The sequence below is a fragment of the Streptomyces sp. NPDC036813 genome (assembly GCF_055609245.1).
Window position 1 is genome coordinate 303,576 of record NZ_JBVJPV010000002.1, and the last position, 25,983, is coordinate 329,558.

General features: G+C 73.3%; 28 protein-coding genes. 13 read left to right on the forward strand and 15 right to left on the reverse strand.

Annotation, left to right across the window (positions count from 1 at the left end):
* Positions 1–100 precede the first annotated feature (100 nt).
* Entirely contained in the window at positions 101–1,864 is a 1,764-nt protein-coding gene (locus ACZ67Q_RS05425; protein ID WP_471176692.1) for a PP2C family protein-serine/threonine phosphatase, read from the forward strand.
* A 71-nt stretch (positions 1,865–1,935) separates the two neighbouring features.
* Here ACZ67Q_RS05425 and ACZ67Q_RS05430 read toward each other — a convergent pair whose 3' ends face one another.
* On the reverse strand, positions 1,936–2,622 hold the full coding sequence (locus ACZ67Q_RS05430) for a TMEM175 family protein (protein ID WP_471176694.1): 687 nt from the start codon (positions 2,620–2,622) through the stop codon (positions 1,936–1,938).
* 156 nt (positions 2,623–2,778) lie between these two features.
* Between ACZ67Q_RS05430 and ACZ67Q_RS05435 the strand changes: the two genes are divergently transcribed.
* From ACZ67Q_RS05435 to ACZ67Q_RS05450, 4 genes are all read left to right on the forward strand, one after another.
* A complete protein-coding gene (locus ACZ67Q_RS05435) occupies positions 2,779–3,066 on the forward strand; it encodes a hypothetical protein (RefSeq protein ID WP_471176697.1) in 288 nt (95 codons plus the stop codon).
* Positions 3,067–3,082: 16 nt separating this feature from the next.
* Complete coding sequence (locus tag ACZ67Q_RS05440) at positions 3,083–3,400, forward strand: hypothetical protein (protein WP_471176700.1); 318 nt, start codon at positions 3,083–3,085, stop codon at positions 3,398–3,400.
* A gap of 180 nt (positions 3,401–3,580) precedes the next feature.
* A complete protein-coding gene (locus ACZ67Q_RS05445; protein WP_471176703.1) occupies positions 3,581–4,228 on the forward strand; it encodes a beta-glucanase in 648 nt (215 codons plus the stop codon).
* A gap of 47 nt (positions 4,229–4,275) precedes the next feature.
* Positions 4,276–5,097: an ATP-grasp domain-containing protein gene (locus ACZ67Q_RS05450; protein WP_471176706.1), complete on the forward strand. Its 822-nt coding sequence runs from the start codon at positions 4,276–4,278 to the stop codon at positions 5,095–5,097.
* A gap of 16 nt (positions 5,098–5,113) precedes the next feature.
* On the opposite strand, the gene ACZ67Q_RS05455 is transcribed toward ACZ67Q_RS05450, so the two are convergent.
* From ACZ67Q_RS05455 to ACZ67Q_RS05470, 4 genes are read right to left on the reverse strand one after another with little or no spacing between them, the layout of a single operon-like run.
* On the reverse strand, positions 5,114–6,100 hold the full coding sequence (locus ACZ67Q_RS05455) for a DUF5914 domain-containing protein (RefSeq protein ID WP_471176709.1): 987 nt from the start codon (positions 6,098–6,100) through the stop codon (positions 5,114–5,116).
* Positions 6,097–7,125 (reverse strand): phytoene/squalene synthase family protein, encoded by a 1,029-nt coding sequence (locus ACZ67Q_RS05460; RefSeq protein WP_471176712.1) that lies wholly within the window; start codon positions 7,123–7,125, stop codon positions 6,097–6,099. The genes ACZ67Q_RS05455 and ACZ67Q_RS05460 overlap by 4 nt, the downstream gene beginning before the upstream one ends.
* The gene (crtI, locus tag ACZ67Q_RS05465; protein WP_471176715.1) at positions 7,122–8,657 is read right to left on the reverse strand and encodes a phytoene desaturase family protein; all 1,536 of its coding nucleotides are present in this window, start codon (positions 8,655–8,657) and stop codon (positions 7,122–7,124) included. The genes ACZ67Q_RS05460 and crtI overlap by 4 nt, the downstream gene beginning before the upstream one ends.
* Positions 8,654–9,946 (reverse strand): polyprenyl synthetase family protein, encoded by a 1,293-nt coding sequence (locus tag ACZ67Q_RS05470; RefSeq protein WP_471176718.1) that lies wholly within the window; start codon positions 9,944–9,946, stop codon positions 8,654–8,656. Before ACZ67Q_RS05470 ends, crtI begins: the two co-directional genes overlap by 4 nt.
* A gap of 276 nt (positions 9,947–10,222) precedes the next feature.
* On the opposite strand from ACZ67Q_RS05470, the gene ACZ67Q_RS05475 reads away from it, so the two are divergent.
* From ACZ67Q_RS05475 to ACZ67Q_RS05490, 4 genes are all read left to right on the forward strand, one after another.
* Entirely contained in the window at positions 10,223–11,410 is a 1,188-nt protein-coding gene (locus ACZ67Q_RS05475; RefSeq protein WP_471176721.1) for a lycopene cyclase family protein, read from the forward strand.
* Positions 11,411–11,449: 39 nt separating this feature from the next.
* A complete protein-coding gene (locus tag ACZ67Q_RS05480; RefSeq protein ID WP_471176724.1) occupies positions 11,450–12,169 on the forward strand; it encodes a class I SAM-dependent methyltransferase in 720 nt (239 codons plus the stop codon).
* A 122-nt stretch (positions 12,170–12,291) separates the two neighbouring features.
* Positions 12,292–13,857 carry an FAD-dependent oxidoreductase gene (locus tag ACZ67Q_RS05485; protein WP_471177710.1) on the forward strand — a complete coding sequence of 522 codons (1,566 nt, stop codon included), beginning with the start codon at positions 12,292–12,294 and terminating at the stop codon, positions 13,855–13,857.
* A 45-nt stretch (positions 13,858–13,902) separates the two neighbouring features.
* Entirely contained in the window at positions 13,903–14,511 is a 609-nt protein-coding gene (locus ACZ67Q_RS05490; RefSeq protein ID WP_471176727.1) for a hypothetical protein, read from the forward strand.
* Positions 14,512–14,577: 66 nt separating this feature from the next.
* Here ACZ67Q_RS05490 and ACZ67Q_RS05495 read toward each other — a convergent pair whose 3' ends face one another.
* Entirely contained in the window at positions 14,578–14,790 is a 213-nt protein-coding gene (locus tag ACZ67Q_RS05495) for a helix-turn-helix domain-containing protein (protein WP_471176730.1), read from the reverse strand.
* An 86-nt stretch (positions 14,791–14,876) separates the two neighbouring features.
* Positions 14,877–16,064, reverse strand: a complete 1,188-nt coding sequence (locus ACZ67Q_RS05500; RefSeq protein ID WP_471176733.1) for a spore photoproduct lyase family protein — start codon at positions 16,062–16,064, stop codon at positions 14,877–14,879.
* Between the two features lie 362 nt (positions 16,065–16,426).
* Here ACZ67Q_RS05500 and ACZ67Q_RS05505 point away from each other — a divergent pair, with 362 nt between their 5' ends.
* The 4 genes from ACZ67Q_RS05505 to ACZ67Q_RS05520 all read left to right on the forward strand — a co-directional run bounded on the left by ACZ67Q_RS05505 (position 16,427) and on the right by ACZ67Q_RS05520 (position 19,064).
* Entirely contained in the window at positions 16,427–16,573 is a 147-nt protein-coding gene (locus ACZ67Q_RS05505; RefSeq protein ID WP_471176736.1) for a hypothetical protein, read from the forward strand.
* A 134-nt stretch (positions 16,574–16,707) separates the two neighbouring features.
* Positions 16,708–17,553 (forward strand): SigB/SigF/SigG family RNA polymerase sigma factor, encoded by an 846-nt coding sequence (locus ACZ67Q_RS05510; protein WP_471176738.1) that lies wholly within the window; start codon positions 16,708–16,710, stop codon positions 17,551–17,553.
* A gap of 209 nt (positions 17,554–17,762) precedes the next feature.
* A complete protein-coding gene (locus ACZ67Q_RS05515; RefSeq protein ID WP_471176741.1) occupies positions 17,763–18,626 on the forward strand; it encodes an SCO4651 family lipoprotein in 864 nt (287 codons plus the stop codon).
* Positions 18,627–18,719: 93 nt separating this feature from the next.
* Positions 18,720–19,064, forward strand: a complete 345-nt coding sequence (locus tag ACZ67Q_RS05520) for a hypothetical protein (protein ID WP_471176743.1) — start codon at positions 18,720–18,722, stop codon at positions 19,062–19,064.
* 34 nt (positions 19,065–19,098) lie between these two features.
* On the opposite strand, the gene ACZ67Q_RS05525 is transcribed toward ACZ67Q_RS05520, so the two are convergent.
* From ACZ67Q_RS05525 to ACZ67Q_RS05560, 8 genes are all read right to left on the reverse strand, one after another.
* Positions 19,099–19,272, reverse strand: coding sequence for a hypothetical protein (locus ACZ67Q_RS05525; protein ID WP_471176745.1), 174 nt, complete (start codon positions 19,270–19,272; stop codon positions 19,099–19,101).
* A 28-nt stretch (positions 19,273–19,300) separates the two neighbouring features.
* Positions 19,301–19,657: a PRC-barrel domain-containing protein gene (locus tag ACZ67Q_RS05530; RefSeq protein ID WP_471176747.1), complete on the reverse strand. Its 357-nt coding sequence runs from the start codon at positions 19,655–19,657 to the stop codon at positions 19,301–19,303.
* Positions 19,658–20,106: 449 nt separating this feature from the next.
* Complete coding sequence (locus ACZ67Q_RS05535; RefSeq protein ID WP_471176750.1) at positions 20,107–21,372, reverse strand: cytochrome P450; 1,266 nt, start codon at positions 21,370–21,372, stop codon at positions 20,107–20,109.
* Entirely contained in the window at positions 21,369–21,986 is a 618-nt protein-coding gene (locus ACZ67Q_RS05540; protein ID WP_471176752.1) for a GTP-binding protein, read from the reverse strand. The genes ACZ67Q_RS05535 and ACZ67Q_RS05540 overlap by 4 nt, the downstream gene beginning before the upstream one ends.
* Entirely contained in the window at positions 21,967–22,323 is a 357-nt protein-coding gene (locus ACZ67Q_RS05545; protein WP_471176755.1) for a DUF742 domain-containing protein, read from the reverse strand. The genes ACZ67Q_RS05540 and ACZ67Q_RS05545 overlap by 20 nt, the downstream gene beginning before the upstream one ends.
* Positions 22,320–22,739, reverse strand: a complete 420-nt coding sequence (locus ACZ67Q_RS05550) for a roadblock/LC7 domain-containing protein (RefSeq protein ID WP_361638086.1) — start codon at positions 22,737–22,739, stop codon at positions 22,320–22,322. Before ACZ67Q_RS05550 ends, ACZ67Q_RS05545 begins: the two co-directional genes overlap by 4 nt.
* 120 nt (positions 22,740–22,859) lie before the next feature.
* Positions 22,860–24,566 (reverse strand): sensor histidine kinase, encoded by a 1,707-nt coding sequence (locus ACZ67Q_RS05555; RefSeq protein WP_471176758.1) that lies wholly within the window; start codon positions 24,564–24,566, stop codon positions 22,860–22,862.
* A 488-nt stretch (positions 24,567–25,054) separates the two neighbouring features.
* Complete coding sequence (locus tag ACZ67Q_RS05560) at positions 25,055–25,891, reverse strand: restriction endonuclease (RefSeq protein ID WP_471176761.1); 837 nt, start codon at positions 25,889–25,891, stop codon at positions 25,055–25,057.
* Positions 25,892–25,983: the final 92 nt, after the last annotated feature.

Below are 25,983 nucleotides of genomic sequence, written 5' to 3' on the forward strand. Positions count from 1 at the left end.
GTGGCATGCTCGCCGGGCGACGACGTACGGTTGGCGGTCAGCGAGCCTACGAGGCGCCATGGACCCGGGGGCCGCACGGAGAAGCCGAGGGAGCCGTCACATGGCAGGGCCCAGACACACGGAGCGGGCGAGTGCGTCGCCGGGACCCGCGGTCCCGGCCGGGCTGGTCGCACAGCTCGATGCCATAGGGACCGGCGCCTACGTCGTGGACGCGGAGGGCTGCATCGTCGCCGCCAACACGCGTGCCGCGGGGTTGCTCGCCCTGCCCGTGGAACGTCTCATAGGCCAGGACGCGCACGACCTGCTCCACCGCGACCTGCACGGGCAGCCGATCGCCAGGACGCAGTGCGCCATGCGGCACGCCTTCCTCGAAGGGCGCCCGGCGCAGGCGGAGCGCGACTACTTCGCCCGCGGGGACGGCGTCCTGCTGCCGATCGGCTGGCACATCACGCCGTACTACCTCGACGAGGAGCTGACCGGGACCCTGGTCCTCTTCCACGCCTCGGGCCGCACCGTGGCGAGCGGGCCGGCGGCGGAGACGGCCGGCGGGTCGCTCTCGGAGCTGGAACGGCTGGCGCTGCTGGCCGAGACCACCACGCAGCTGACCTCCACCCTCGACGTCGACGAGGCGCTGGACCGGTTGGTGCAGCTGGTCGTGCCCCGGTTGGCGGACTGGGCCGTCATCGATCTGATCACCGAACGCGACGAGGTCTGGCGCAGCGCGGTGGTGCACGGGGACGGCGACCGCCTGACCCATCTCGAGGAACTCCAGGGACCGATGCCGCCGGTACCCGACGAGTCGCCCATGCCGCTGTCCCGGGCCCTGCGCGGCGTCTCCTCCACCGTCGCCGGTCCGCACACCTACCAGGGCGAGCCGGACTCCGGCATCGCGGTCGAGCAGCGCCGCCTGTTCGAGGCCACCGGAATGCACTCCGCCGCCATCGCGCCCATCCGCAGCACCCGCGAGGTCCTGGGCGCCCTGACCCTCGGACGGGCCGGCAATCCGCTGCCCTTCACCGCGTCCGACCTGCCGCTGCTGGAGGACATCGCGCGCCGCGCCGGACTCGCGCTGGACAACGCCCGCCTGTACCAGCGCCAGCGCAAGGTCGCCGAGACGATGCAGAAGCATCTGCTGCCCCAGATGCCGCATGTGCCGCACCTGCGGATGACCGTGCGTTACCTGCCCGCCCCGCACGCCTCGCAGGTCGGCGGCGACTGGTACGACGCCTTCCCGCTGTCGGACGGCGCCACCGCCCTGGCGATCGGGGACGTCGTCGGCCACGACCTGGAGGCCGCCGCGGGCATGGCGCAGGTGCGCAACATGCTCCGGGCCTACGCCTGGTCCCAGCAGGAGCCCCCCAGCCGGGTGGTGCAACGTCTGGACCGGGCGGTGCAGTACATCACCGAGGTCACCATGGCCACCCTGCTCTTCGCCCGGCTCGAACGGGCGGACGCCGGCCACTGGGAGCTGACCTGGACCAACGCCGGTCACCCGCCACCCCTGCTGCTGAGCCGCGACGGCGTGGCCGACTACCTCACCGGCGCGCACGGCATCCTGCTCGGCACCACCGGCGCCGCCCCGCGTACCGACGCCAAGGTGACCCTCCCGCCCGGCAGCACCCTGGTCATGTACACCGACGGCCTGATCGAGGAACGGGGCCACTCCCTCGACGAAGGGCTCCAGCGCCTGCGCCGCCACGCCGCCGCCCTCGCCCACCGCCCGCTCGACTCCTTCACCGACCAGCTGCTGCGTCGCGTCCGCCCGGCCGACAACGACGACGACGTCGCGCTCCTGGCGCTGCGCACCCCCCTGCACGGCGAGGACGATCCGATGTGGACGGAGCGTCGCCCCTCGGGTGAGTGATCCACCGGGTGCGTCCACCGGGTGCGGACGGGGCGTCATCACCACACGGGGCCGTCATCACCTCGGTCTTCTCAGGCCGAGGGCGCGGAACCGCCTCCCGAGGGGAAGCGGCGTAGCGGAGCCAGCTGGTCGAAGCAGTAGTAGACGGCGAGCACGGCGTGCGTGGCGAGCATGGCGACGGGGCTGACGTAGGCGAGGGCGAGGGTCGCCAGGTAGCACACCCCTCCGACGCCGAAGCGGCCCAGCGCGGCGCGCAGATCCGCCGGTGCGACCGGTGTGCCCAGAGCCCGCGCGTCACCCGTGAAGGACAGCAGGAGCAGGGAGAAGGCGATCCCCATGACGACCATGGTCGCGGCGTAGACCGCGGCGGCGGTGTGCGCGTCGGCGTCCCGCCCGGTCAGATACGTGGCGAGCAGGCGGGTGGGGAACGGGATGACGGACACGGCGAGCAGCAGGAAGAGGTTGGCGAACAGTGTCCGGCGGTCCACCCGGCGGGCCAGACCGCACACGGCGTGGTGGTTGATCCAGATGATGCCGATGACGAGGAAGCTGACCAGGTAGGCGAAATAGGCGGGCCACTGATGGGCGAGCGCGTGGGCGAGCGACTCGCCGTGCAGGGCGTCCGGCTCCGGCACCCGCAGGTCCAGCACGAGCAGCGTGATGGCGATGGCGAACACGCCGTCGCTGAACGCCTCCAGACGCGCGGTACTGAAGTCGGCCGCGCTGCGGCGCTCGGAGACGCCCGGCTCGGTGGTCATGAAGGCTCCGGAGAATAAGGGGAACGGGGTGGATCTCGGTCCACCCTTCCCAGCCGGGGGCCCGCGGAACCACCGCGCCGGTGCCCCGTTCACCACTCCCGGCCGACGCGGATGCGGTGAAGTCGCGCTGCGGGGGTACCGGCAGAGGACGTGTACATGTCTGCCCGGGAGGGGCCGATGGAAGCGATGAAGCAGTTGCGGCAGCTCAGGACCGTGTATGCCTGGGGCGCGGCCGCCTGGACCGGGTGTCTGCTGCTCACCTTCGTGGGGGAGCGCGGAACGACCCGGCAGACGGTGCTGCTGCTGGTGCTCCTCGCCGCCTTTCTGACCCTGCTGCTGTGGTCGACCTGGTGCCTGTGGGAGTCCGGGGCGACGCACGCGGCGAAGCGGCGCGCCGAGACCGTGAGCGGTACGGCGCCGCCGGGCCGGGCAGGCGAGAGGTGACCGAGGGAGGATCACCATGACGACGTACGTCATCTCCGTGCCGGGGACGTTCACCGGCGGAACCGGACCCGGCGTGCGGGACGAGCTGGTGCGCGCGCTGCGCCCGGCCGACCCGCACCACACGCACCTGGGAGAGCGCGAGGACATCGACATCCTCACCGTCCATGACGACGACACCTTCACCGTCCGCCTCACCGTGGAGGCGGACAGCGGCCCCGAGGCGGAAGGCAAGGCCCGCCGGCTCACCGAGTCCGCGCTGACCGCCGTGGGCCTGGACGACGGCACCGCGCCCCTGGGCCCGGCGGTGGTCACGGGCATCGACACGCAGGAGTGAGGCGGCGACCGCTCACGCGGCCCACCTCACGAACCCCCGCCCGTCGAGCGCGTCAGACCCGCGCTTGTCACACGTTCGGGTGAAGGAGGGCTCCCCGCCTTCGCTCGCCGCATGACCGCGGCCGCTCGGGGGATGACCTCGTCAGCGCTGCCGGAGCGGCGAACGAAGGGAGCCTGCTGCGTGAGCGACATCGTCTTCGTCGCGGACTTCGCCTCCGACCGTCAGTGGGTCGCGGGGCGGTCCTGGGCCTACCCGGACGGCGGCCCCACCAACCCGGGCGACGACAAGCTCGACCATCTCACCGCCGACCCCGCCCACTCCCGCACCGGCACCTTCCGCGCCACGCGCCGGTCGGACGGGCTGTGGGACACGGGCCTGCTGACCACGGAGGACAGCGCCGAGGGCTTCATGGTGCGCACCGGCGACCGCCTGGAGACCAGGGTCCGGCTGCCCGTCGGACTCGGCGCCTGGCCGGCGATCTGGACCTGGCGCGACGGCGGCAACGAGGTGGACGTGTTCGAGTACCACCCGGACAACCCCGACCTGCTGGAGCTCACCAACCATGTGCGCGCCGGCGGCGGTTACGTCCACGACGACGCCGTCCGCCCCGGAGAGATCGTCGACCTCGCCGTGACGTTCGGCAGACGTGACGTGGTGTGGTGGCTGAACGGCCGCGAGGTGCTCGCCGACGGCCGCGGGGTGGGCTCCCACTGGCACGCCCACCTGATCGTCAACCTCTCGGTCTGCGCGGGCCGCTACCATCCCCCGCCCGAACCGACGGCGGGGGAGCTGTCGTACGAGGTGGAGAGCCTGGTCGTACGCCGGTGACGGGGGCGTCTCGGTAGGGTGGGGGACCGCCGATCCAGGAGTTGCCCGTGGCCGTCCGCCCCCGTGTGCTGTTCGTGACCGACCTCGCCTACCCGGCCCGCGGGCGCCGCTACTGCGACGAGGACATCTTCCTCTCCGCACGGCTGCGGGCCGACTTCGACATCGCGCTGTGCCACCCGCTGGACGCCGCCGCTCTCATGGACGCCTTCGACGCGGTCGTCGTCCGCAACAGCGGCCCCGTGCTGCACTACCAGAAGGAGTACGACGCCTTCCGCGAGCAGGCGCTCGCCCGCGGCACCCGGGTGTACAACCCGCTGACCGGCCGCGGGGACATGGCCGGCAAGCAGTACCTGCTGGAGCTCACGGCGGCCGGATTCCCGGTCATCCCCACCGTCGACCGGCCCGAGGACGTCCCCGCGCTGCCGGACACCGACCGGTACGTGGTCAAGCCGAAGGCGGGCGCGGACTCCATAGGCCTCACCGTGGTGCCCCGGGACGGGCTGCACGACCTGACCCACGGCGACGTCCTGATCCAGCCCCGCGTCGACTTCCGCCACGAAGTGTCCTTCCTGTACGTCGACGACGCCTTCCAGTACGCCCTGTACGCCCCCGACCCCGACCGGCGCTGGGTTCTCGAGCCCTACGAGCCCAGCGCGGCGGACCTCGACTTCGCCCGTCGCTTCATCGACTGGAACCCCCTCGCCCACGGCATCCAGCGGGTGGACGCCTGCCGTACCCAGGAGGGGGACCTGCTGCTGGTGGAGCTGGAGGATCTCAACCCCTACCTGTCGCTGGACCGTGTGGACGAGCCGGTCCGCGACGCCTTCGTCAGCAGCATGACGGCCTCCCTACGGCGTCTCCTCGACTGAGGGCCGCGCCAGGCGTTCAGCCGGGGAAGCGGCCGGTGGACCGCAGTTCCCAGCGGCGTTCGGCGTACGCGAGGTCGTCGCGCCACAGGCGTCCCGACGCCGCGCGCATCAGCGGGCGCAGCAGCGGGGCCGCCCGCCGGGCGACGACGAAGCCACGGCGGTCGGAGGCGGCCAGCACGGCCTCCACGACCGCCGTACGCGGCCGGCCGTGCTCGTCCACGCCGAGGGGAGTGGCGTGCGTCTCCACGACGGACCCTTCGCCCTCGCCCCGCGTGATGTGCATGACGACGGTGCGCGGTTCGGGAGCGGTGAACACGGCCCGCACCGGCACGACCAGCCGCCCCGCGACCTTGAACGAGACGTCGACGGTGAAGGCGTCGTCGCCGTCCTCGGGGGCGCCGACCACGCTGAGGTCGACGAACGAGTACGGGTGGAACCAGGCCCCGTGCCACGGGTCCAGACGGTTGGCCAGCACGTCCTCGGGTTCGCAGCGGCCCGTGCCGGTGTAGACGGCCGTCAGCGCGTGCTCGTGCCCCGGGCGCCGGGGCACGACCGGCGCGTCCGTCGGCGGCTCCCCGCCGGCGGCGTCGAGGCGCACCCACACCAGGACGCCGTCGTCGTGCACCGGCAGCGGCGTCCACCCCGCGTAGGGCCGGCCGTCGAGAGCCAGCCCGTGCCAGTGACACACGAGCGCGCCGCAGCGCACCGGGCTGTCGCGCAGCGGCGCCCCCAGATGCGGGCACATGCCGGGGCCGCCCACGAGCCGGCCGTCGGCGCCACGCCAGACGACCACCTCCTGACCCGCGACCGTCCGCGCCAGCGGGCGGTCACCGCGCACCGCGGCGGACGCGCCGACGACGTACCAGTTCCCCGACGGACGCGCCTGGGCGCGCTTCAACGCCTGCGCGATCACGGCCGGTCTGGCCTCGCGCCAGGTGGGCCGCTGCCTGTCCCACGGCACGGGGCTGCGACGCAGCGACAGGGGGATACGGCGGGGGCTCACGCGACCTCCTCCGTGTCGGGCCGGGCCGCCCGCACGGGCGTGACGGCGGGCAGGGGCGTCGGCGCCTGGGGCAACGGGTGGCGGGACCGGCTGCGGGCACGCAGCCGTGCGAGGGTCACCCGGGTCAGCCCGTCGGCGGCCACCACGGCACGGTGCCGTCGCGGGACCACCGCACGGCGGTGCAGCACGGCGTAACCGTCCCGGGCCACGGCGTCGAGGATGCCGCCGTACAGGACGAACGCGGTGCGGATGCAGGGGCGGGAGACCGGGTCGAGCATGGCGATGCCCGGCGCGGCCTGCCGGTACACGCCCCGGGTGAGCGCCGCGAACTCCTCCAGGGCGGCGGTGATCCGGCGGTCGCGGCGACCCGAGTCCCGGCTCCAGCCCAGCAGTTCGCGGTCGACGCCGTGGCCGGCGAGCAGGTCGGCGGGCAGATAGACCCGGCCGCGGTCCAGGTCCTCGCCCACGTCCCGCAGGAAGTTGCTCAACTGGAAAGCGACCCCGAGCGCGGCGGCGTGCGGCGCCGCCACCTCGCGCGGCACCACCGTGCCGAGGACCGGCAGCATCTGCAGACCGATCACTGCGGCGGACCCGTGCATGTAGCGGCGCAGATCCGCGTAGGTGGGGTAGTCCGTGACCGTGAGGTCGCTGCGCATCGCGGTCATGAAGTCGCGGAAGTGCGCGTGCTCGATGCCGTAGCGGCGGGCGGTGTCGGCGAGGGCGAGCACCACCGGTTCCTCGCTGTGTCCGCCCCGCAGCCCCGTGGCCAGGGCATGGTCGAGCTGTGCCAGTGCCTCGACGCGGACGGCGGAGTCCGTGCCGGGATCGAGCGAGTCGACGATGTCGTCCGCCCAGCGCGCGAATCCGTACAACGCGTGGACGGCGGGCCTGCGCTCGACGGGCAGCAGCCGGGTGGCGAGGAAGTACGTCTTGCCGTGCCGCGCGTTGAGGATGCGGCAACGACGGTACGCCGCGCGCAGCACCGGGTCGCCGATGCCCGCCGCGTCCAGTTCCCGGTCGGTCATGCGGCTGTCTCCTTCGACGGGGCCGGGCGGGCGCCGGCCGGGATCCGGGCCGGTCGGCCGGTGACGCGGGCGGCGGCGAGCTTCCCCGACACGAGCACGGTCGGCACGCCGACGCCCGGGGTGGTGCCGCAGCCGGCGAGGACGGCGTTCTCGGTGCCGCGCACCAGGTTGCGAGGCCGGAACGGGCCGGTCTGGGCGAAGGTGTGGGCAGCGGAGAAGGGCGTACCGGCGGCGTGGCCCTGCGCCTGCCAGGCGGCCGGAGTGACCAGGCACTCCTCCTCGATCGCGTCCCCGATGCCGTCCAGGCCGCGCCGCTCCAGCTCCCGCAGCAGCGTCGCCCGGTAGCGCGGGGCGAGGTCACCCCACGCGGCGGCGCCCGGGCCGATGTCGGTGTTGGGACACGGCGCGAGGATGTAGTGCAGGTGGCGGCCGGGCGGAGCGAGCCCCGGATCGGTCGCGGTGGGACGGGTGACGAGCAGGGACGGATCGCTCATCAGCCGCCCGGTGCGCGTCAGCTCGTCGAAGGTGCCGCTCCATGCCGCCCCGAACGACAGGGTGTGGTGGGCCAGCCGAGGCCAGGTGCGGTCCGTGCCGGCGTGCAGCACCACCGCGGACGGGGAGTGCCGCAGCCGCACCGGACGCCTGGGCCGGCGGCCGAGCAGGCGGTAGGCGACGGGCAGATCAGGGGTGAGGACGACCGCGTCGCAGGGGATGCGGTCCTGGTCGGTGACGACCGCGGTGACCCGCGCGCCGGACCGCTCCAGCCGGGTCACCTCCTGGCCGAACCGCAGCTCTGCGCCCGCGTCGGCGGCCGCGTCCGCCATCGCCTGGGGCAGGGCGTGCATCCCGCCCCGCGGGAAGTACACCCCGGCGACGGTGTCCATGTAGGCGATGACGGCATACGCGGCCAGTGCTCGCGCCGGCGGCACGCCCGCGTACAGCGCCTGGAAGGAGAAGACCCGCCGCAGCCGCTCGTCCTGCAGGAAGCGGCCGATCCGGGCGTCGAGGCGGCCGAAGCCGCCGAGCGCCGCCAGTCGGGCCAGGTCGGCGTTGAGCAGGCCGAGGGGCGAGTCGAAGTTGGCGTCGATGAAACGGCCCATCTGCGCCCGGTACAGCCGCTCCAGCCAGGTCCGCAGCCGCCGGTACCCGGCCGCCTCACGGGGTCCGGCGAATCGTTCCACCTCCGCTGCCATGGCGTCCGCGCCGGTGTGCACGTCCAGGGTGCTGCCGTCCGCGAAGCAGGCCCGGTACGCCGGATGCAGGGCGATCAGCTCCACGCGCCGGTACAGGCTGTCGCCGACGGCGGCGAACGCCTCGTCGGCCAGGTCCGGCATCGTGAGCACGGTGGGCCCGGTGTCGATCCGGTAACCGCCGAGGTCGAGGCGTCCGGCCCGGCCGCCGGGCAGCGCGTCCCGTTCCACGACCGTCACCCTGCGCCCGGCACCCAGCAGGTGAAGGGCGGCCGAGAGCCCGGCGAGGCCGGCCCCCACGACCACGACGTGATCCGTACGACCGGGCAGCCGGCGTGTCATCGTCCGGACTCCCGTCCCGTGAGGCCGGGCGCCTGAGCCGTGCCCGCGCCGCCCTCGGACGCACGCCGGAGCAGTTCCCGCAACCGGCTCCCGGCCTCGGGGTCGAGCGGCGCGCCGTCGAAGTGCCGCAGCCCCCGCGCCACCAGGCGGCCGACCTTCGTCTCGACGACGGCCCGGGCGCCCGTCGCCTCCAGCACCTCCCGCACCTGCGCAAGGCCCGCCTCCGTCAGGCCGGTGTCGCCGAGCGACCTCTCCAGCACGGCCAGAGCGCGGTCGTCGCCGGCTGCCGCCGCCCGCGCCCGGGCCAGCGCCGTCAGAAACGTCGGCTTGCCCTCACGGATGTCCGCGCCGCCGCTCTTCCCGGTACTGCCGGGGTCACCGAACACGTCGTTTAGGTCGTCGCGCAACTGGAACGCCATGCCGACACAGCGCCCCGCGGCGTCCAGCACCCGCACCGTCCGGTCGTCGGCGCCCGCGAGTGACGCACCCAGCGCCAGCGGGCGGGCCACCGAGTACAGGGCGCTCTTGAGGCATGCGGTGTGCAGGGCGCGTGGCAGCCCCTGCGCGGAGGTCACCTGGCCGTGCACGTCCAGGTACTGGCCCGCGACCATCTCGGTGCGCATGTCGCTCCACAGCCGCCGCACCGGCCGTACCGCCGACGCGGGGAGGGCTGTCTCGGCGACCAGGTCGTCCGCCCACGCGAGCGCCAGATCACCGGCCAGGATCCCGGCCGCCTCGCCGAACCGCCCGGCGCGCCCGGCGGGGACCGACCCGGCGTACCGGGCGCTCAGGTCCGCGTGCAGCGCGGGCCGGCCCCGCCGCAGCAGGGCGCCGTCCATGACGTCGTCGTGCACCAGGGCGCACGTCTGCAGCAGTTCCAGCGCCGCGCCGACGCGCAGGGCCGCCTTGACGCTCGCCCGGTCTTCGCCGCCGCACGCGCGCAGCGACCACCACAGCAGCCGGGACCTGGTGCGCTTGCCGCCGGCCCGGGTGAAGTCGGCGACGCGCGCCGCGAGATCCGTGGCGAACCGCTCGTCCACGGCGTGCGCGCGGGCCACGCGCTCGTCGAGGACACCGTCGAGGACACGTCCTACGGCGGCGGACACGTCGGCGTCGACCTGACGCGCGTCACAGGTCTCCGCCGGGCAGGCGGCCCCCGTCTGGTCCGCGTGCACGTGGCCGCTCGACTCGTCGGGGCGCGTCCGTCCGGGCGATCCCGGCACCGGAAGCAGGCGCGGGACGGGCGGCGGCGCGGCGCCGTGGTGTTCCTTCGCCTGTGTGGGGCTCATCCCGCTTCCTCTCGTCGTGATCCCGATGCACTCGTCGCCACATGCTTCGGCGGGTCCGCCGCACCTGGATGCGCAGCCGGCCGGCGACGTGTGCGCCGCTCGCCGCACGATGTCCTTTCCCCGTCCGCCGCCGGGGCAACGGCGGGGCACGCACACGAGTGACCCGCATCCGTTCGGGCACACGGGCGGGAACACCGGCCGGCGGCCGCACGGGTCGGGCACACGGCCGGAACACCGGCAGGCGGGTCGGGCGGGACTCGGTCAGGAGGAGGCGTGGTGCTGGAGGCGGAAGTGGCGGTGGTCGGTGCCGGGGCCGCGGGGTTGTCCCTGGCCCACCGCCTGAGCGGGCACGCGCCGGGACTGCGGACGCCGTCCGTGCTGCTGCTGGACGCCCCGCCCGGCCCGCTGCGCCCGCCGAGCCGCACCTGGTGCTTCTGGGAGCGCGGCCGGGGCCGGTTCGACGCCGCGGTCACGGCCTGCTGGGAGCGGCTGCGGGTGCGTCCGCCCGCGGGGGCCCCGATCGAGGACGGCCTCGCGCCCCTGCGCTACAAGATGATCCGCTCCGACGACTTCGAGGACCTGGTCGGCCGGGACCTGGCGCACAGCCCCAACGTGCGCCGTCTCCAGGCCACCGTGGAGACGGTGGAGGACGTCACCGGCGGAGCCCGTCTGCACCTGCGGGACGCCGACGGCACCCCTCGCGTCCTGCACACCCGCTGGGTCCTCGACTCCCGCCCCCTGGGCAGCCTGCCGGCCGCGCGCACCACCCTCCTCCAGCACTTCCACGGCTGGTTCGTGCGCACGTCCCGGCCGGCCTTCGACCCCGCCGTCGCCGACCTGATGGACTTCCGCACCCCACAGCCCGCCGATGGCCTGTCCTTCGGCTACGTCCTGCCCACCGGACCGCACGAGGCGCTGGTCGAGTACACCGAGTTCTCACCGCGGACCCTGACCGCGAGCGGCTACGAGGCGGCGGTACGGCACTACGCCGACGACGTCCTGCGCCTCGGTGAGAGGAGGATCCTCGCCACCGAGACCGGCGTCATCCCGATGACGGACGCCCCGATCGCCCGGCAGACCGGCGCGTCCGTCTTCCGTATCGGCGCCGCCGGTGGCGCCACCCGCCCCGCCACCGGGTACACCTTCGCGGGCCTGCAACGCCAGACGCGGGCCGTCGCCGCCGCGTTGCGCGCAGGGCGCCGCCCGCTGCCGCCGCCCGCCCACTCCGCGCGCTCCCGCGCCATGGACGCCGTACTGCTGCGTGCCCTCGCAAGCGGCCGGGTCGACGGGCCCGCCCTGTTCAGCCGGCTCTTCGCCCGGGTCCCCATGGCCCGGCTGCTGCGCTTCCTCGACGGCGACACCCGCCTGCACGAGGACTTCGCCATCGGCCTGCGCACCCCGATCCGGCCGATGCTCCACTGCGCCCTCGAGCTTCCCTCCCTGCCCCGCCGCCCCTTCGACTGACGCCCCGACAGCAGCCCCCCTCGGCCCCCTGGAGACCGCATGACCCTGCTGCGCGACGAGGACCTCGCCGCCGCCTTCGACCACGCCTCCCGCAGCTACGACGCGCTGGTGGCCGCCAACCCCGGCTACCACGCCCACCTGCGGCGCTCGGTGCGCCGGCTCGGCCTGCCCGGGCACGGCGAAGGACTGCGCCTGCTCGACCTCGGCTGCGGCACCGGCGCCTCGACCGCCGCGCTGCGCTCCGCCCTGCCGGCCGCGGACATCACGGCCGTCGACGCCTCCGCCGGCATGCTGGAACGGGCCGCCGCCAAGCCTTGGGCGGACGGCGTGACCTTTGTGCACGCGCCGGCGGAACGGCTGGCCGAGGCGGGCGTCACGGGACCGTTCGACGCGGTCTTCGCGGCCTACCTGCTGCGCAACGTCGACGACCCCGACGCCGTGCTGGCGGCCGTGCGCGAGCTGCTGGCGCCCGGCGGACGGCTCGGCGTGCACGAGTACACGCTCAGCGGACGTCGCGTGGACCGCGCGGTGTGGACCCTGGTGTGCCGCGGCGTCGTCCAGCCCGCGGGGGCGGTCCTCGGCGACGGCGCCCTCTACCGTCACCTGTGGCGCAGTGTCGTCGACTTCGACACCGCCGGCGGCTTCGCGGACCGGCTGCGCACGGCCGGCTTCGACCACGTGCGGGCCCTGCCGCTGCCGGGCTGGCAGACCGGCATCACCCACACCTTCGTCGCGCGCCGCCCGAAGGACACGCGATGACCGGCGATCCCCGCATCACCGGCGGTGCGGCTGCGGGCGGCGACTGCCGGGCGGCCGGTGATGCGGCAGCGGGCGGCGACCGCCGCACGACCGGGGACCCGGCAGCGGCCAGGGGCCGCGCAATGCCCGGCGGTCGCCCGGCGCCCCGTACGGCGGGTGCCCGGAGAGGGCGGGACCGGCGTGCCCGCGTCCTGCCCGGCCCGCGGGGGAGGCGGCGCGCCGAGGGCGCCCGCCCCACGGCGGCCGTCGTGGGCGGCGGCATCGCCGGGCTGGCAGCGGCCACGGCACTGGCCGAACGCGGCGTGGCCGTCACCCTGTACGAGCGGCAGCCCTACCTCGGCGGGCGCGTCGGGGGCTGGCCCACCCACCTGTCGGACGGCACCCCGGTGACGATGAGCCGGGGCTTCCACGCCTTCTTCCGCCAGTACTACAACCTGCGCGGACTGCTGCGCCGTACCGATCCCGCGCTGGAGCGGCTCACCGGCCTGCCGGACTATCCGCTGCTGCACGCCGGCGGGACCAGGGACGGCTTCCGCCGCGTCCCGCGCACCCCGCCGTTCAGCGCGCTCGGCTTCGCCCTGCTCAGCCCGTCCTTCGGGCTGCGCGACCTGCGGGCGCTGGACCCGGTCGCTGCGCTGCCCCTGTTCGACGTGCGCGTGCCCGACGTGTACACCCGCCTCGACGACATCAGCGCCCACGACTTCCTGGACGCCGTCCGCTTCCCGGACCGGGCCCGCCATCTGGCCTTCGAGGTGTTCTCCCGCAGCTTCTTCGCCGACCCGCGCCGGCTGTCGGCGGCCGAACTGGCGCTGATGTTCCATATCTACTTCCTCGGGTCCGCCGAGGGCCTGCTGTTCGACGTGCCCCGCGCCCCCTTCCCGGCCGCCCTGTGGAACCCGCTCGCCGACTACCTGCGGCGGCACGGTGCCGCAGTGCGCACGGGCACATCCGTCGACCACGTGGCTCCCGTGCGGGACGGCGGCCACCGGATCACCACCGACCAGGACGAGACGCACCACGACGGCGTCGTCCTCGCCCTCGACACCGCCGGACTGCGCTCCCTCGTCGCCCGCTCGGACCGGCTGGGCGACGCCCCCTGGCGTGAGCGGATCGCACGGCTGCGCACCGCCCCGCCCTTCCTGGTCACCCGCATGTGGCTGGACCGGCCCGTCGCCGCCGACCGGCCGGGCTTCCTGGGCACCAGCGGGTTCGGCACCCTCGACAACATCAGTGTCCTGGAACGCTGGGAGGACGAGGCCGCCCGCTGGGCCGCGCGCACCGGAGGATCCGTGGTGGAACTCCACGCCTACGCGGTACGCCCCCAGGCACCCCGCGACGTGGAGGAGAAGCGCCTCGTCGAACAACTGCACCGGATCTACCCGGAGACACGGGCGGCCACGGTCGTCGACAGCCGCCACGAGTGGCGCGAGGACTGCCCGCTGTTCCCCGTGGGCGGCTACCGCGACCGCCCCACCGTGCGCACCCCCGACCCTCGCCTGACGGTGGCCGGCGACCTCGTGCGCACCGACCTCCCGGTGGCGCTGATGGAACGAGCGGCGACGACCGGCTTCCAGGCCGCCAACGTCCTGCTGGGGCAGTGGGGTCTGCGGGGCCAGACCCTCTGGACGGTCCCGGACCGTGGCCGCAACACCGTGCTGCGGGGGCTGGCGCGATGGGTGAGCGGATGAGGGAGCGGCCTGAAGGGCCGGACGGCGTCTTGTAGGGTCCGCTCCGTGGGAACGGACATCGACGGAGTGATCGAGTGCCGCGCGCACGGGCACGGCTGGCGGGTCGAGGCCGACGTGCTCGACTTCCGGCCGGGACGCGACTACGACGCGTGGGGGTGCCTCTTCGACGTCCGCGGATCCGAGAGCATCGACAGACCGCTCTTCGCGCACCACGGACTGCCGGACGACGTCTGCGACGTGGTACGGGAAGCCGCCGCCGGCGACTGCCTGCACGGGCACACCCATGCCACCTGGGCCGACGTCAAGGCGGCCGACTGGGACGCCCCGGTCATCGACCGGCCCGCCTGGTACTGGGCCGCCGAGTGGCGGGAGGGTGAACACGGACTCGTCTTCCACGACGTCGTCCGGGCAACGCCCCGCCTGGGTGACGCGGCGGCCGACACCTTCGGCGGCCACGCCCTGCTCGCCCCCGCCGAGTGGCCGCCGGGCGGCGAGGTGCGGCTGGACGGCGCGGTGTACCGCCCCGTCGTCCTGACGGCCCGGATGCTCGCGCCGCCGGACGAGGAGCCGTGGGACCGGCTCTGGGGGGCCATGCGCGACCTCGCCGGCGTCCACGGGGACGACAACGTGCGACTGGTCGTCTGGTTCGGATGACTGGTCGTCCGGTTCGGATGACGGGCCGGGCCGTGGGCCGCGGCCCGTCGGCGTGGCCGGCGGCTCTCAGCCCGCCGACCGGGCGGCGTGGGCGCGCACGTCGCCGCCCCGGGACCTGAGCGGCACGCCCGCTTCGCCGAGGACGCGGTGCACGAAGCCGTACGAGCGGCCGTGGGCCTCCGCGATCGCGCGGATCGAGCGGCCCTCCTCGTACTCCTTCTTCATCACCTCGGCCAGCTCCCTGCGCGCCGCACCCGTGATCCACTTCCGCTTGTCCACGACGATCTCCTTTCGCGACGTCGAACGTGATCACCGGTTGCCCGCGCCGGCGCGATCCATGTCGCCGCTCCGGCGTCGGGCCCCGGCTAGAAGGCGTACCGGATCCGCAGCCAGGGTGCATGCGCGGCGACGAGCCCACGGAGGGAGTCCACCGCCTGCGCCTTGACGACGGTGTGGTAACGGACGTTCAGGGCGCCGTTCTGCGAGCGTTTGGCCTGCTGGAGGCCGGGCTGCCAGAGCAGTTCCTCGCCCTGGGGGTGCCAGCCGAGGTTGACCTCGTGCAAGTCCTCGTTGTGGGTCAGCATGATCACCTCGGCCGCCGCCTGTCGCTTCACCGCCTCCGGCAGTACGTCGTCGAGATGCCTCAGCAACTCGGCCCACGCCGCCTGCCAGCCGGGGCGCAGCACGACGGGGGAGAGATTGAAATGCACCTCGTAGCCCGCCTCCAGGAAGTCCCCGGCGGCCGCGACGCGGTCGGCGATCGGCGAGGTGCGCAGGTCCAGGAGGCGGGAGTCCTCCGCCGGCATCAGGGAGAACCGGATCCGGGTACGGCCGCGCGGGTCGTGGGCCAGCAGGTCGGGATTGACGAACTTGGTCGCGAAGGACGCCTTGGCCGTGGGCCAGTGCCGGAAGGCGTGGACCAGGTCGGCGGTGTTGTCGCAGATCAGGGCGTCCACCGAGCAGTCGCCGTTCTCCCCGATGTCGTAGACCCAGGCCGTGTCGTCGCACTGGTTCGGCTCGGGCTTCCTGCCCTGGCGTGCGATGTGCCGGCCGAGATGCGCGATGATCCGGTCGATGTTGGTGAAGACGGTGATCGGATTGGCGTACCCCTTGCGGCGTGGCACATAGCAGTACGCGCAGGCCATCGCGCAGCCGTTGGAGGGTCCCGGGGCGATCCAGTCGGCCGAGCGGCCGTTGGGACGGGTGGTGAGTGTCTTCTTCTCGCCCAGGACCAGGGTCTCGCCCTTGACGCGGACCCAGCGCTCGACGTTGCCCTCGTTGCCGTGCAGACCGGGGATGCCCCAGTGGGACGGCACCTCGGTCACGCGGGCCTGCGGGAACCGGTCCAGGATCTGCCGGCCCCGGGGGGAGGCGGCCGCGGCCGGCTCGGCGTAGATCTGCCGCACGGGCAGCAGCCGACGGGCCGTGACGCCGCGCCGGAAGGTGCCGGCCCCCGAGCCTGTGTCCCGGTCGGGCTGGGCGGCGCCGGGTGCGCCCAGGGCCTCCAGGCCGAACAGGGCGTCGGAGCCGTCGTCCGGTGCGGCGTGGGTCATCGAGGGGCTCCGGGAAGTGGCTCGGCCGCTGCGGCGCGTGGGTGTCGATGCTGGTCGCTCCACTGTATGGCCGTCATGCGCGTGGTGCGGTGCCACACGGTGACACGCGCGTGGTGCGGCGCCACGTGGTCACACGCGCGTGGGGCATCGCCGGGTGGTCATGACCGCAGGGGTCTCCTACGAGGTCACGCGTGCCTGGGGCGGCGCCGGCACGGGACGCCGCTCGGCCCGGCGCCCCGCCCGATCGCCGAGCGCCGGGCAGCGCCCGGCTGAACACGCGACGCGCGGGTAGACGAGCGCCACGAGCCCGGCGCCGCCCGCGGTCCGGGACACGACGGACGACAAGGACGACAAGGAGTGTCATGGCCGGAGTGATGGAGCGGATCAAGCAGTTCGCGCGCAGCCCGCAGGGGCGCCGCACGATGGAGCAGATACGGCGCCAGGCCGCCGACCCGCGACGGCGCGCCCAGGCCCAGCGCCTCCTCGAGCGGCTCCGCTCCCGCCGATGACGCGAAAGTGCAAGGAGTGACGGCAGTCACGTTTGCCGTACGCTGGGGGCATGACTCGCGCAACGCCGGGTAACGGCCCGGCAAGGACGGCCCGGGGGTACGGAGCGGGCCGGCACGATCAGGGAGGGTTCGAGATGGCGACGCGCGTCGGCACGAAGACGGACACCGGCACACCACTGCCGCAGATCACCGACCCGCAGAAGATCGCCCCTCAGGACGCCCGCACCCTTACCCAGGTGTTCCTCGCACGGCTCGCGGACCTCGAGGAGGGCACCGCCGAGTACCAGTACGCCCGCAACACGCTCATCGAGATGAACATGTCGCTGGTGCGCTACGCGGCCGGCCGGTTCCGCAGCGGGAACGGCCAGACGATGGAGGACGTCGTCCAGGTCGGCGTCATCGGGCTGATCAAGGCCATCGACCGGTTCGAGATCTCCCGCGAGGTGCAGTTCACCAGCTTCGCCGTGCCGTACATCGTCGGTGAGATCAAGCGGTTCTTCCGTGACACCTCCTGGGCCGTGCACGTGCCGCGCCGTCTGCAGGAGGCCCGCGCCGAACTGGCCAAGGCCACCGAGGAACTCCACACCCGGCTCGGCCGCGCGCCCCGGGTCGCCGAACTGGCGGCGCTGATGAACCTCAGCGAGGACGAGGTCGTCGAGGCGCAGATCGCGGCGAACGGATTCACCTCCGCCTCCCTCGACGCGAGCATCAGCCAGGATCCGGACGACCACGAGACCGCCCTGGCCGAGGTCATCGGGGTGGAGGACCCGGCCTTCGAACTCGTCGAGAATTTCCACACCCTGGCCCCGCTCATCGCCGAACTCGGCGAGCGCGACCGGCTGATCCTCCATCTGCGGTTCGTCGAGGAGCAGACGCAGGCGCAGATCGGGGAGCGGCTGAACATCTCCCAGATGCACGTCTCCCGGCTGATCTCCCGCATCGTCGCCGGGCTGCGGTCGCGGATGCTGGTCACGCACTGAGACAGGGCTGAACCCCCGGGGCGGGGGTGCCGGCGTCCGCCGCCGGTACCCCCGCCCTCCGCATGCCCTCCATCACGGCGGCCCCGCTCCCTGCCTTGAAGTCCAACTCGCCCATGTCCGCGGTGTGTTCGGACGAATCCGGGGCAATCGGGACGGCATGACGGCGGCCGGCCGGCAGCCGCACGGGTCGAGAGGGGGAAAGGGGAATCATGCGGAACGCGTGGACGAGGTCCGGTGCGCTCCTGGTGGCCACGGCCGTGTTGGGCGGCGTCCTGGCCGGCTGCGGAACCGACGACGGGGCAGGCATGCCGGGAAAGGCCGGCCGGTCCGGCGCCGCGCCGGAACAGGGCGCCGCGGCCGTGCGCGCCGCCTACGACAGGACGGCCGAGGCCGACACGGCGAAGCTGACGGTACGGGTCAGGGCCACGGCGGACGGGCAGACGGCCGTCTCCGACGGACGGGGCGTCGTCGACCTGGAGGACGGCGACAGCGCGCTGACGGTGACCGCCGAGGGCCGTCCGGTCGAGCAGCGCGTGGTGGACCGGATCCTTTACCAGAAGGTGCCGGGCGCCCGTACGCCGGCCGGCAAGCCCTGGGTGCGGGTCGACCTGAAACGGCTGGCCTCACAACAGGGCCTGGGCACCCAGGGGATCGGCGATCCGGCCCGCTCCGCCGCGTTCGCCAAGGCGGTCACGGACCGGGGGGTGGCCAAGGCCGGCCGGGAGACCGTCAAAGGCGTGGCCACCACCCGCTACCGGGTCACCGTCGATGTGGCCGCCCTGCCCGACGGGGCGAACCTGCGCCGGCAGCTGGGCCCGACCGTGCCGATGCAGCTCTGGCTCGACGACGACGGAAGGATCCGGCGCCAGCAGATCGAAACGGCCGTCAAGGCGCCGATCCCGGCGTCCGCCTCGGCCTCCGGGCAGAGCGCGGCCCCGCAGCAGCTGAGGATCGTCACGGTCCTGGAGTACTCCGACTTCGGTACGGACGTCGATGTCGAGGCGCCGCCCGCCGGGCAGGTGACCGACCTGACCGACCGTGCGCCGCGGGGCGGCGGCACCCCGCGCGGCTGACACCCGTGAACCGGTCCTCGGGGCGATCGCTTGAGCGGGCCGATCGCGGGCATCCGCGACACTGCCGACTCACGTCGCCAGGGGAGGATCTTCATGAGCCGAGGAAGCCGCATACTCACCGCTCTGCACGCAGCCGTCGGCGTGTGGCTGGTCTACTGCACCGTCCGCACCTGGGGCGCCGCGACGACATGGAGCAGTGTGATCATGGCCGCGGCCGCCGTCACCGTGCTGGTCGGGGTCGTCCGCCCCCTCGTCGCCGACCGGCGTCGTGCCGGGCGTGAGCGGGACGCGCGGCACGGGACGCGGCGCGCGGAGGTTGCCGAGGCGCTCGCCCAGCGGGAACTGTCGGCCGCGTGCTGCGAGCGCTGGTGGACCTCGCTCGGAGCCGACCACGACACCGCCTGCGCCCGCCGGACGCCCCGCAGCAGCGCCGCGTGACGTCCGCCGGCCGAGGCGTACCCGCCGCGGGGGGTCAGCGCATACGGCGGTGACGGCGTCCCCCGCGGCGGAACCGCAGGACTCCGTAGACGAGGTCGGCCACCAGGACGACGATGCCGATGATCAGCAGGTAGAGGAGGCCGTGGACGACCGCCCCGATGATGCCCAGGATCAGGGCCACGATGATCAGCAGCAGGAACAGGCTCATCCTGTCCTCCCGGTTCGGGGCGGGCCGGTCAGCGACGGGCCAGGCGCCGTTCGCCGCCGACTCCAGGGGTGTACTCGATTTCGTAGTGGGCGAAGACGGAGGGTTCGTCCTCGGCCGGGAGCACTCCGTCGACGTCGATGGACGGAGCCTTCTTGATCACGTTCTTGGAGTGGGTGACCCTGAGGTAGCCGGGTCCGACGGTGGCGCCGGTGAGCGGAACGAACACCAGGCGGCGGCGGGTGGGCAGGCCGACGGTGACGGTCGCGAAGAACGGCTGGTCGGTCGATGTGTCCACATAGACCGACTCCAGGGCTCCGATCTTGTGGCCGTCGCCGTCGACGACGTCGTGTCCACGCCAGTTACGGATGTCGTCCGCCTCGAACATGTACGGCCTCCCGCTCCAGGCCCTTCTTCATCTTGCCCCGGCGTCCGGCCGCGACGAGGTGCGGTCGTGGCACTTGGGTGAAGCGACTCCATGCCGGTACCACCGAGTGGTGCGTCTCACACCCGCCGGGGAAAGAAACCCATCAAGTTGACCGTTCAACTTGATGCGGGTGCGGAGGGGACAGTGTCCCCGGGCCTCACCTATCGCCCGTGGGGACGATCGTTCGGCTGAAGCCCCACGGAGTCACTCGCCGAGAGGCGACCGCCCTCCGCCCCGCCCCTGACCGCCCCGGTCGGCCTCCCCCCGAGCCGGCCGGGGCTTCTCACGCGGTGACGCCTCGGTCCCTCGCATCCCGGTGATCGCTCAACTTCGGCACGGACCGGCCTGTTTGAGTCGCTCCGGCTCACCGGCGGCTGTCGCGACGGCCCCTTCGCCCCTGGCGAATCCTTCTAGCGGATCGACGGAGTGAACCGGACCGGCAGGGTCGTCAGCCCGCGCATCCAGATCGACGGACGCCAGGTCAGCTCCTTGGTGTCGACCGCGAGCACCAGGTCCGGCAGATGCTCCAGCAGTGTCTCCACCGCGGTACGCGCCATGACGTCCGCCAGCAGCGGGGCCGGATAGGGGCAGCGGTGCTCGCCGTTGCTGAAGGACAGGTGCGCGGAGTTCTCCTGGCCCACATGCGCCTCGGGCCAGATCTGCGGATCGGTGTTGGCCGCGGCGAGGCCCAGGACGAGGCAGTCGCCCTCGCGGATGAGGCGTCCGCCGAGCTGCGTGTCGCGCACGGCCCACCGGCCGATGAACGCCTGCGTCGGCGTGTCCAGCCACAGCACCTCGTTCAGCGCGTCCCCGACGCTGACCCGGCCGCCCGAGACGTTCACCGCGAAGCGCTCGTCCGTCAGCAGCAGCCGCAGGGTGTTGCAGATCCAGTGGGAGGTCGGCTGCTGGGCCGCGGCGATCACGGTGATCAGATCCTGCGCGATCTCCTCGTCACCGAGCCCGGCCGGATGCAGCAGCATGCGGGAGACGACATCGGGCCCGGGACGCTCCCGCTTCTCCCTCACCAGCCGGGCCAGGCGCTCACCGACCCGCACATACGCCGCGACCGCGTCGTCGCCCTCACCGGCGTCGAGCGAGATCCGCAGATCGTCGACGAGCTGCTCGGTGTCCGCGCTGCCCGACTCCACACCGCACATCCACAGCACGCCGCGGGCCGGCAGGACATGGGCGTACATGCTCATCAGCTCGGCCTGGCCGCTGCCCGCGAAGCCCGCGATCAACTGCTCGGCGATCGACTGGCACTCGCGGGCCAACTCGAACTGATCCACGCCCTCGAGCGCCTGGGTGATCACACCGGCGCGCCGCTGGTGCTCCGGCCCCTCGGTGAACAGCACCGACGGCTGGTAGCCGACGAACGGCAGCAGGGGCCAGTCCGCGGGGATGTGGGGCCACTGGTTCCATCGCCGGGAGTCGCGCGCGAACAACTCGTCGTGGCTGGTCACATAGCAGACCTCCGGGTAGCCCAGCACGAACCAGGCCGGGATGCCGCCCTCGAGCAGGACGGGCGCCACAGCTCCGTGCTCCTGGCGCAGGGCACGGTACAACTGTGCGGGGGTCTGCTGGTATTCGAGGCCGCCCAGCCGCACGGCGGCGGCGTGCGCGGGGCAGCCGGGTGCGGGCGCGCCGGCGTGGGGGAAGCCGGTGGTGTCGCTCACGGTGTTCTCTCCTGGGACAGGGCCAATGCGTACAGATGGTCCACCAAGGTGATGAGAACGTCCTTGCCGGAGGACCTGACCCGCGCGTCGCAGTCGACCATCGGCACGTCCCGGTTCAGGGCGAGGGCCTGCCGGATCTCCTCCAGCGAGAAGCGGTTCTCGTCACCGTCGAAGCGGTTCACGGCCACCACAAATGGGGTGTTGTGGTGTTCCAGCCGGTCTATCGCGTACCAGGACTCCTCCATACGACGGGTGTCGACCAGGACGACCGCACCCAGCGTGCCGGAGAACAGCCGCTCCCACAGGAACCAGAACCGCTCCTGCCCGGGCGCGCCGAACAGGTACAGCACCATGCGCTCGTTGAGCGTGATGCGCCCGAAGTCGAATGCGACGGTCGTGGTGTTCTTCCGCTCCACTCCGGCCGTCACGTCGACGCCCTGCCCCGCCTGCGTCATCAACTCCTCGGTGTTCAGCGGCCGGATCTCGCTGACCGACCGCACCAGGGTGGTCTTGCCGACGCCGAACCCTCCCACGACCACGATCTTCAGACCGGTGTCGACGGCATCGGCCAGCGGCGGGCGCTGGGAGGGCAGCTCAGAGGTTGCGGAGCCCATGGAGCACCTCCTGGAGCAGTGCGGTTTCGGGGAGGGACGCGACGGACGGGGCCGCGCGCGGGTGCCTGACGCTGATCTGGCCGGTGCTGTGAAGATCGCCGAGCAGGATCCGTACGACCGTGATCGGCAGTTTCAGCTCGGCGGCGATCTCGACCAGTGCCGCGGGATGCCGGCACAGGTCGAGGATCCGCGCATGCTCGGACTGCATCCCGGCGCTCGGCTCGCACTCGCTGACGATCAGCGTCACCAGGTCGAAGCTCTCGTCGGCTTCGCTCCGGCCGCCCGTGACCGTGTAGAGCCGGTCCGGATCGCCGACGTCCACCGGGTGGTGCATCACGCGGTGGTGCCCCGGGCGACCGCGGCGCGGGGCTCCGCCCGCAGGTGCTCGCCGATCTGCTCCACCATCTCCGTCATCTGGTGCCCCACGATGCCCGGATCGGCGCTCTCCTGGGCGACGACCGCCAGATGCGCGCCCTGACCCGCCTGCACGATGAACAGCAGACCTCCGTGGAACTCGGTCATGGAGTGCCGGACGCCGCCCGATCCGTCGCCGAACTCCATGGACGCGCCCTGGGCGAGGGCCTGGATGCCGGAGCAGATCGCGGCCAACTGGTCGGCCTGGTCCAGCGTCAGATGATCCGTCCAGCACAGCTTCAGACCGTCCCGGGAGAGGACGAGCGCGTGGCGCGTGCCCGGCGTGCGCTCCAGGAGGTTCTTCAGGAGCCAGGTGAGGCTGTTGTCAGTGGTCTCCATGGTGGGTGGGCGGGGCGACCGGTCGGCGGTCGTCCGGCCCCTTCCTCCAATCCAACGAGGTGCTGTGAATCGGTGCGGGGTCAGGCAGTTGGAGTCGCACGGAAGGTGCGTGGCCCGACCCTAGTCGTCGGCCGTGCCGTCGGGCTGGTGGTCGGCGCCGGGCGTGGCGGCGGGGTCGGCGGCGCCCTGCCGGCCCCGGTGAAAGGCACCGAACCGGCTCCCGGCATCGCGTGCCACCCGCCCCGGATCCGCCTCGGCCGCGGCAACACCGGTCCCCGGCTGCTGCCGTGTCCGCTCCGCCTCCGCCATCGTGCGCCCCGGCGATCTGACCGGCAGCCCGTTGGGCGTGGCGGCGCGGTGGCGGGGCACATCCGCGCGCCGCCCGGTCACGCCGTCGGGTGAGGAGACCGGTGGCTGCCGTACCGGGAGGGGCGTCTCGGTCGCCGGAGCAGGCACCGCCGCCTCGGCCGCGACCGGCTCGCGCTGCTGGGCCACCAGCTGAGGCGGCACGAGGACGACGACACCCGTCCCCCCACGGGAGGACGGACGGTAGTTGACGCTGATGCCGTACTTGGCTGCGATCCGGCCGACGACCGCCAGCCCGAGCCGTGTGCCCTGCAGCGAGGCGAGGTCGGTGACCTCGCCCGACACCGAGTCCTCCGCCCTGCGCAGGGCGGCGTCGGACATCTTCAGCCCGCTGTCCTCGATGGTGATGACGACACCGGCGCTGCGCTCCTCGACGTACACGTGGACCTCGTCGATGGGTGGCGAGAAATTGGCGGCGTTGTCCATGAGTTCGGCCAGCAGGTGCATCACGCCCTCGGCCGCGAAGCCGGCGATGGCGGCCTTGCTGGAGGAGTGCAGACGCACCCGCCGGTAGGCGGCGATCCGGCCGACGGCCCCGCGCAGGATGCTCTCCATGACGATCGGCTTGTTCCAGACGCGGCTGGGACGGCCGCCCATCAGCAGCGCCAGCCGGTCGGTCATGAGCCCCAGCTGGGAGGTGCTGTGGTCCAGGCGCAGCAGGTCGCCGAAGACCTCACCGGTGTGCCGTTCCTGCATCTCCCGCAGCGCCGCGAGCATGCTGACCGTCTTCGCCTGGACCCGGCTGAGCGCCTTGACGGAAGCGGCCTGGGCGGCGGCCGATCGCCGCTCGCTGTAGGCGAGTTGGCGGACGAACCACTCGGCGGGCCCTTGCAGCAGAGGGCTGCGCGGCCAGTCGAACCGGGCGAGGACGGTGTCGGCGGAGCTTCCCTCCCGCAGCAGTGCCATCGCGGTGGGCAGGGTCTCGCCGGTCAGCCGCTCGAGTTCCGCCGTGCCCTGGGCCAGTTCGCTGCGCGCGGCCTGCGCCGAGGCCTGAGCGTCGGCCCCCCGCCGAACCGATTCCGCGAGCTCGGCGACGACCAGGTGCAGCAGCCGGCTCTGGAGCGGGTCGGACGGCACGGCGACGCGCGAGAGAATCTCGTCCGCGCTCGCCCCGCTCTGCAACTGCTTGGTGACGGCCGGCAGCGTCACGTTGACCAGCTGCGCCGTCCCGGCGCTGTGCTGCGTCCAGTTCCGCCTGACCAGCTCCAACTCCTCGGCACGCGCGGCGGCCCGGCGGCGCGCGCGCAGCAGCAGCCGGGTGGCGGAGCCGGCGACCGCCGCCACGCAGCCGAATCCGGCGATCGCCGTCCCCAGCGCCCATGTCCGCGCAGTGGCGGGGGCCAGGGCGGCTACGACGGCGACCCCCAGGGCCGAGACCGACAGTGCCACCGCCGCCAGAGCCGGCGAGGAGCGTGCCCCTTCGGCGGATCGACGCTGGCGGGGAGGGGGAGGCACTGGCATTCCGCGGTTCCTCGGTCGGTGCGAGCGGGACGTGCGGGCACGTCGGGGACGATCGCTGCGATCCGTGGCCGGTTCGGCCGGGGCTCCGGGCGACAGGCACCCTTCCGGACCCTTCCGGACCTTTCCGGATCAAGCGCGCCGCTCATGCTAGCCACGCCGTGGTGTACCGGTATGCGTGTAACCGGACCGCCCCACGCACGAGTTCACTTCGTCGGAAAACAGCCGAAGCGTCCCATGCCTGTGCTATGCGGCCTCCGTCGCAGAGGGCCGCACGGGCCCGCTCGCGGGCCTCCGGTGGCCGACTCCCGGGGAGGACGGGCCCTCCGCCACGCAGTGCGGTGTCCCGTGGCCACCCGCGAGGAGGACCCGGTTTTGGCCAACCGGACGGAGCCGACAGGAGCCTCGGCCCCTCTCACGCACCCGTCCCTCAGTCACGTCCAGCGTCCCCAGGGCCACCGGCTCGCCACCCCACAGCAGGTGACGGCGGCTCAGCAGATCACGTCGTCGTCCGCGGCGGCGTTCCCCGCGAGCACCCAGGGAACCGGTCCGCTGCCGTCGCTCCAAGAGTGCAGTGCCGACCGGTCGACGCACACGATGCCGCACTGTTCGGCGTACTCGGCGGCCGGTGCCGTGAAGTCGCTCGTGGTCACCAGGACGGCGACATCGGCCTCGTGCACGGTGTAGCAGGTGCCGCCGAACCGCTGGAGGTCCTGGGAGCCGACCCGGTGTTCGCCGCTGTAGTGCTTGCACTGGATGACCACCCGCCGTCCGTCCGGCGTCACGGCCAGAACGTCCGCGCCCAGATCGCCGGCACCGCCGACGACTTCGACCCCGGTGCACCCGTCCCGTTCGCACAGTGCGGCCACGGCCTGCTCGAACTCGTCTGCGTCCAGGGCGTCGTAGTCGACAGGGCTTTCGCGCGGCAAGGTCTCGCCGATCCTTGGATCCGGCAAGGCATCCCCGACCCTTGGGTGCGGCAAGGTCTCGCCGGCCTGCCGTGGTACGAGCGGCGACTGCGGGGCAGGTGTCTCCAGAGCCTCCAGCGCGGTGTCCGTCGCGGCTTCCAGTGCCGCGGCGGCCCGCCGAGCGGTGCGCACGGCGGTGGTGCGGCGCCTGCGCCGACGCAGTGCGAGGAGTGCGGAGACGGCCACGAGGCACAGGGCGGCCTGCCAGACCGGCCGCCGCGCAGCGGCCGCGATCACGGTGCGGACGACGAACCCGAGGGCGCACACGACGAGGGCGAGAAGGCCGAAGTACACGGCGGTGGCGCGCAGGTCGAACCGGCGGCCCCCGGTGCGGCGTATGCGGCGTGCGGGTGTGGTCACGGTGGTGCGTTCCCCCTCCTGTAAGTAACGCGATCGACTCCCGCCTTGTGCCCGCGATCAGCGAGTTCACCGGTCGGCATCACCGGTCGGCA

Bases quoted from the DNA above. Each gene is read 5' to 3' on its own strand.
- ACZ67Q_RS05515 (WP_471176741.1), top strand. From the start codon at position 17,763: ATGCGGAACGCGTGGACGAGGTCCGGTGCGCTCCTGGTGGCCACGGCC.
- ACZ67Q_RS05525 (WP_471176745.1), bottom strand. From the start codon at position 19,272: ATGAGCCTGTTCCTGCTGCTGATCATCGTGGCCCTGATCCTGGGCATC.
- ACZ67Q_RS05435 (WP_471176697.1), top strand. From the start codon at position 2,779: ATGTCTGCCCGGGAGGGGCCGATGGAAGCGATGAAGCAGTTGCGGCAG.
- ACZ67Q_RS05530 (WP_471176747.1), bottom strand. From the start codon at position 19,657: ATGTTCGAGGCGGACGACATCCGTAACTGGCGTGGACACGACGTCGTC.
- ACZ67Q_RS05555 (WP_471176758.1), bottom strand. From the start codon at position 24,566: ATGCCAGTGCCTCCCCCTCCCCGCCAGCGTCGATCCGCCGAAGGGGCA.
- ACZ67Q_RS05505 (WP_471176736.1), top strand. From the start codon at position 16,427: ATGGCCGGAGTGATGGAGCGGATCAAGCAGTTCGCGCGCAGCCCGCAG.
- ACZ67Q_RS05500 (WP_471176733.1), bottom strand. From the start codon at position 16,064: ATGACCCACGCCGCACCGGACGACGGCTCCGACGCCCTGTTCGGCCTG.
- ACZ67Q_RS05550 (WP_361638086.1), bottom strand. From the start codon at position 22,739: ATGGAGACCACTGACAACAGCCTCACCTGGCTCCTGAAGAACCTCCTG.
- ACZ67Q_RS05470 (WP_471176718.1), bottom strand. From the start codon at position 9,946: ATGAGCCCCACACAGGCGAAGGAACACCACGGCGCCGCGCCGCCGCCC.
- ACZ67Q_RS05460 (WP_471176712.1), bottom strand. From the start codon at position 7,125: ATGACCGACCGGGAACTGGACGCGGCGGGCATCGGCGACCCGGTGCTG.
- ACZ67Q_RS05425 (WP_471176692.1), top strand. From the start codon at position 101: ATGGCAGGGCCCAGACACACGGAGCGGGCGAGTGCGTCGCCGGGACCC.
- ACZ67Q_RS05430 (WP_471176694.1), bottom strand. From the start codon at position 2,622: ATGACCACCGAGCCGGGCGTCTCCGAGCGCCGCAGCGCGGCCGACTTC.
- ACZ67Q_RS05510 (WP_471176738.1), top strand. From the start codon at position 16,708: ATGGCGACGCGCGTCGGCACGAAGACGGACACCGGCACACCACTGCCG.
- ACZ67Q_RS05540 (WP_471176752.1), bottom strand. From the start codon at position 21,986: ATGGGCTCCGCAACCTCTGAGCTGCCCTCCCAGCGCCCGCCGCTGGCC.
- ACZ67Q_RS05480 (WP_471176724.1), top strand. From the start codon at position 11,450: ATGACCCTGCTGCGCGACGAGGACCTCGCCGCCGCCTTCGACCACGCC.
- ACZ67Q_RS05440 (WP_471176700.1), top strand. From the start codon at position 3,083: ATGACGACGTACGTCATCTCCGTGCCGGGGACGTTCACCGGCGGAACC.
- crtI (WP_471176715.1), bottom strand. From the start codon at position 8,657: ATGACACGCCGGCTGCCCGGTCGTACGGATCACGTCGTGGTCGTGGGG.
- ACZ67Q_RS05520 (WP_471176743.1), top strand. From the start codon at position 18,720: ATGAGCCGAGGAAGCCGCATACTCACCGCTCTGCACGCAGCCGTCGGC.
- ACZ67Q_RS05485 (WP_471177710.1), top strand. From the start codon at position 12,292: ATGCCCGGCGGTCGCCCGGCGCCCCGTACGGCGGGTGCCCGGAGAGGG.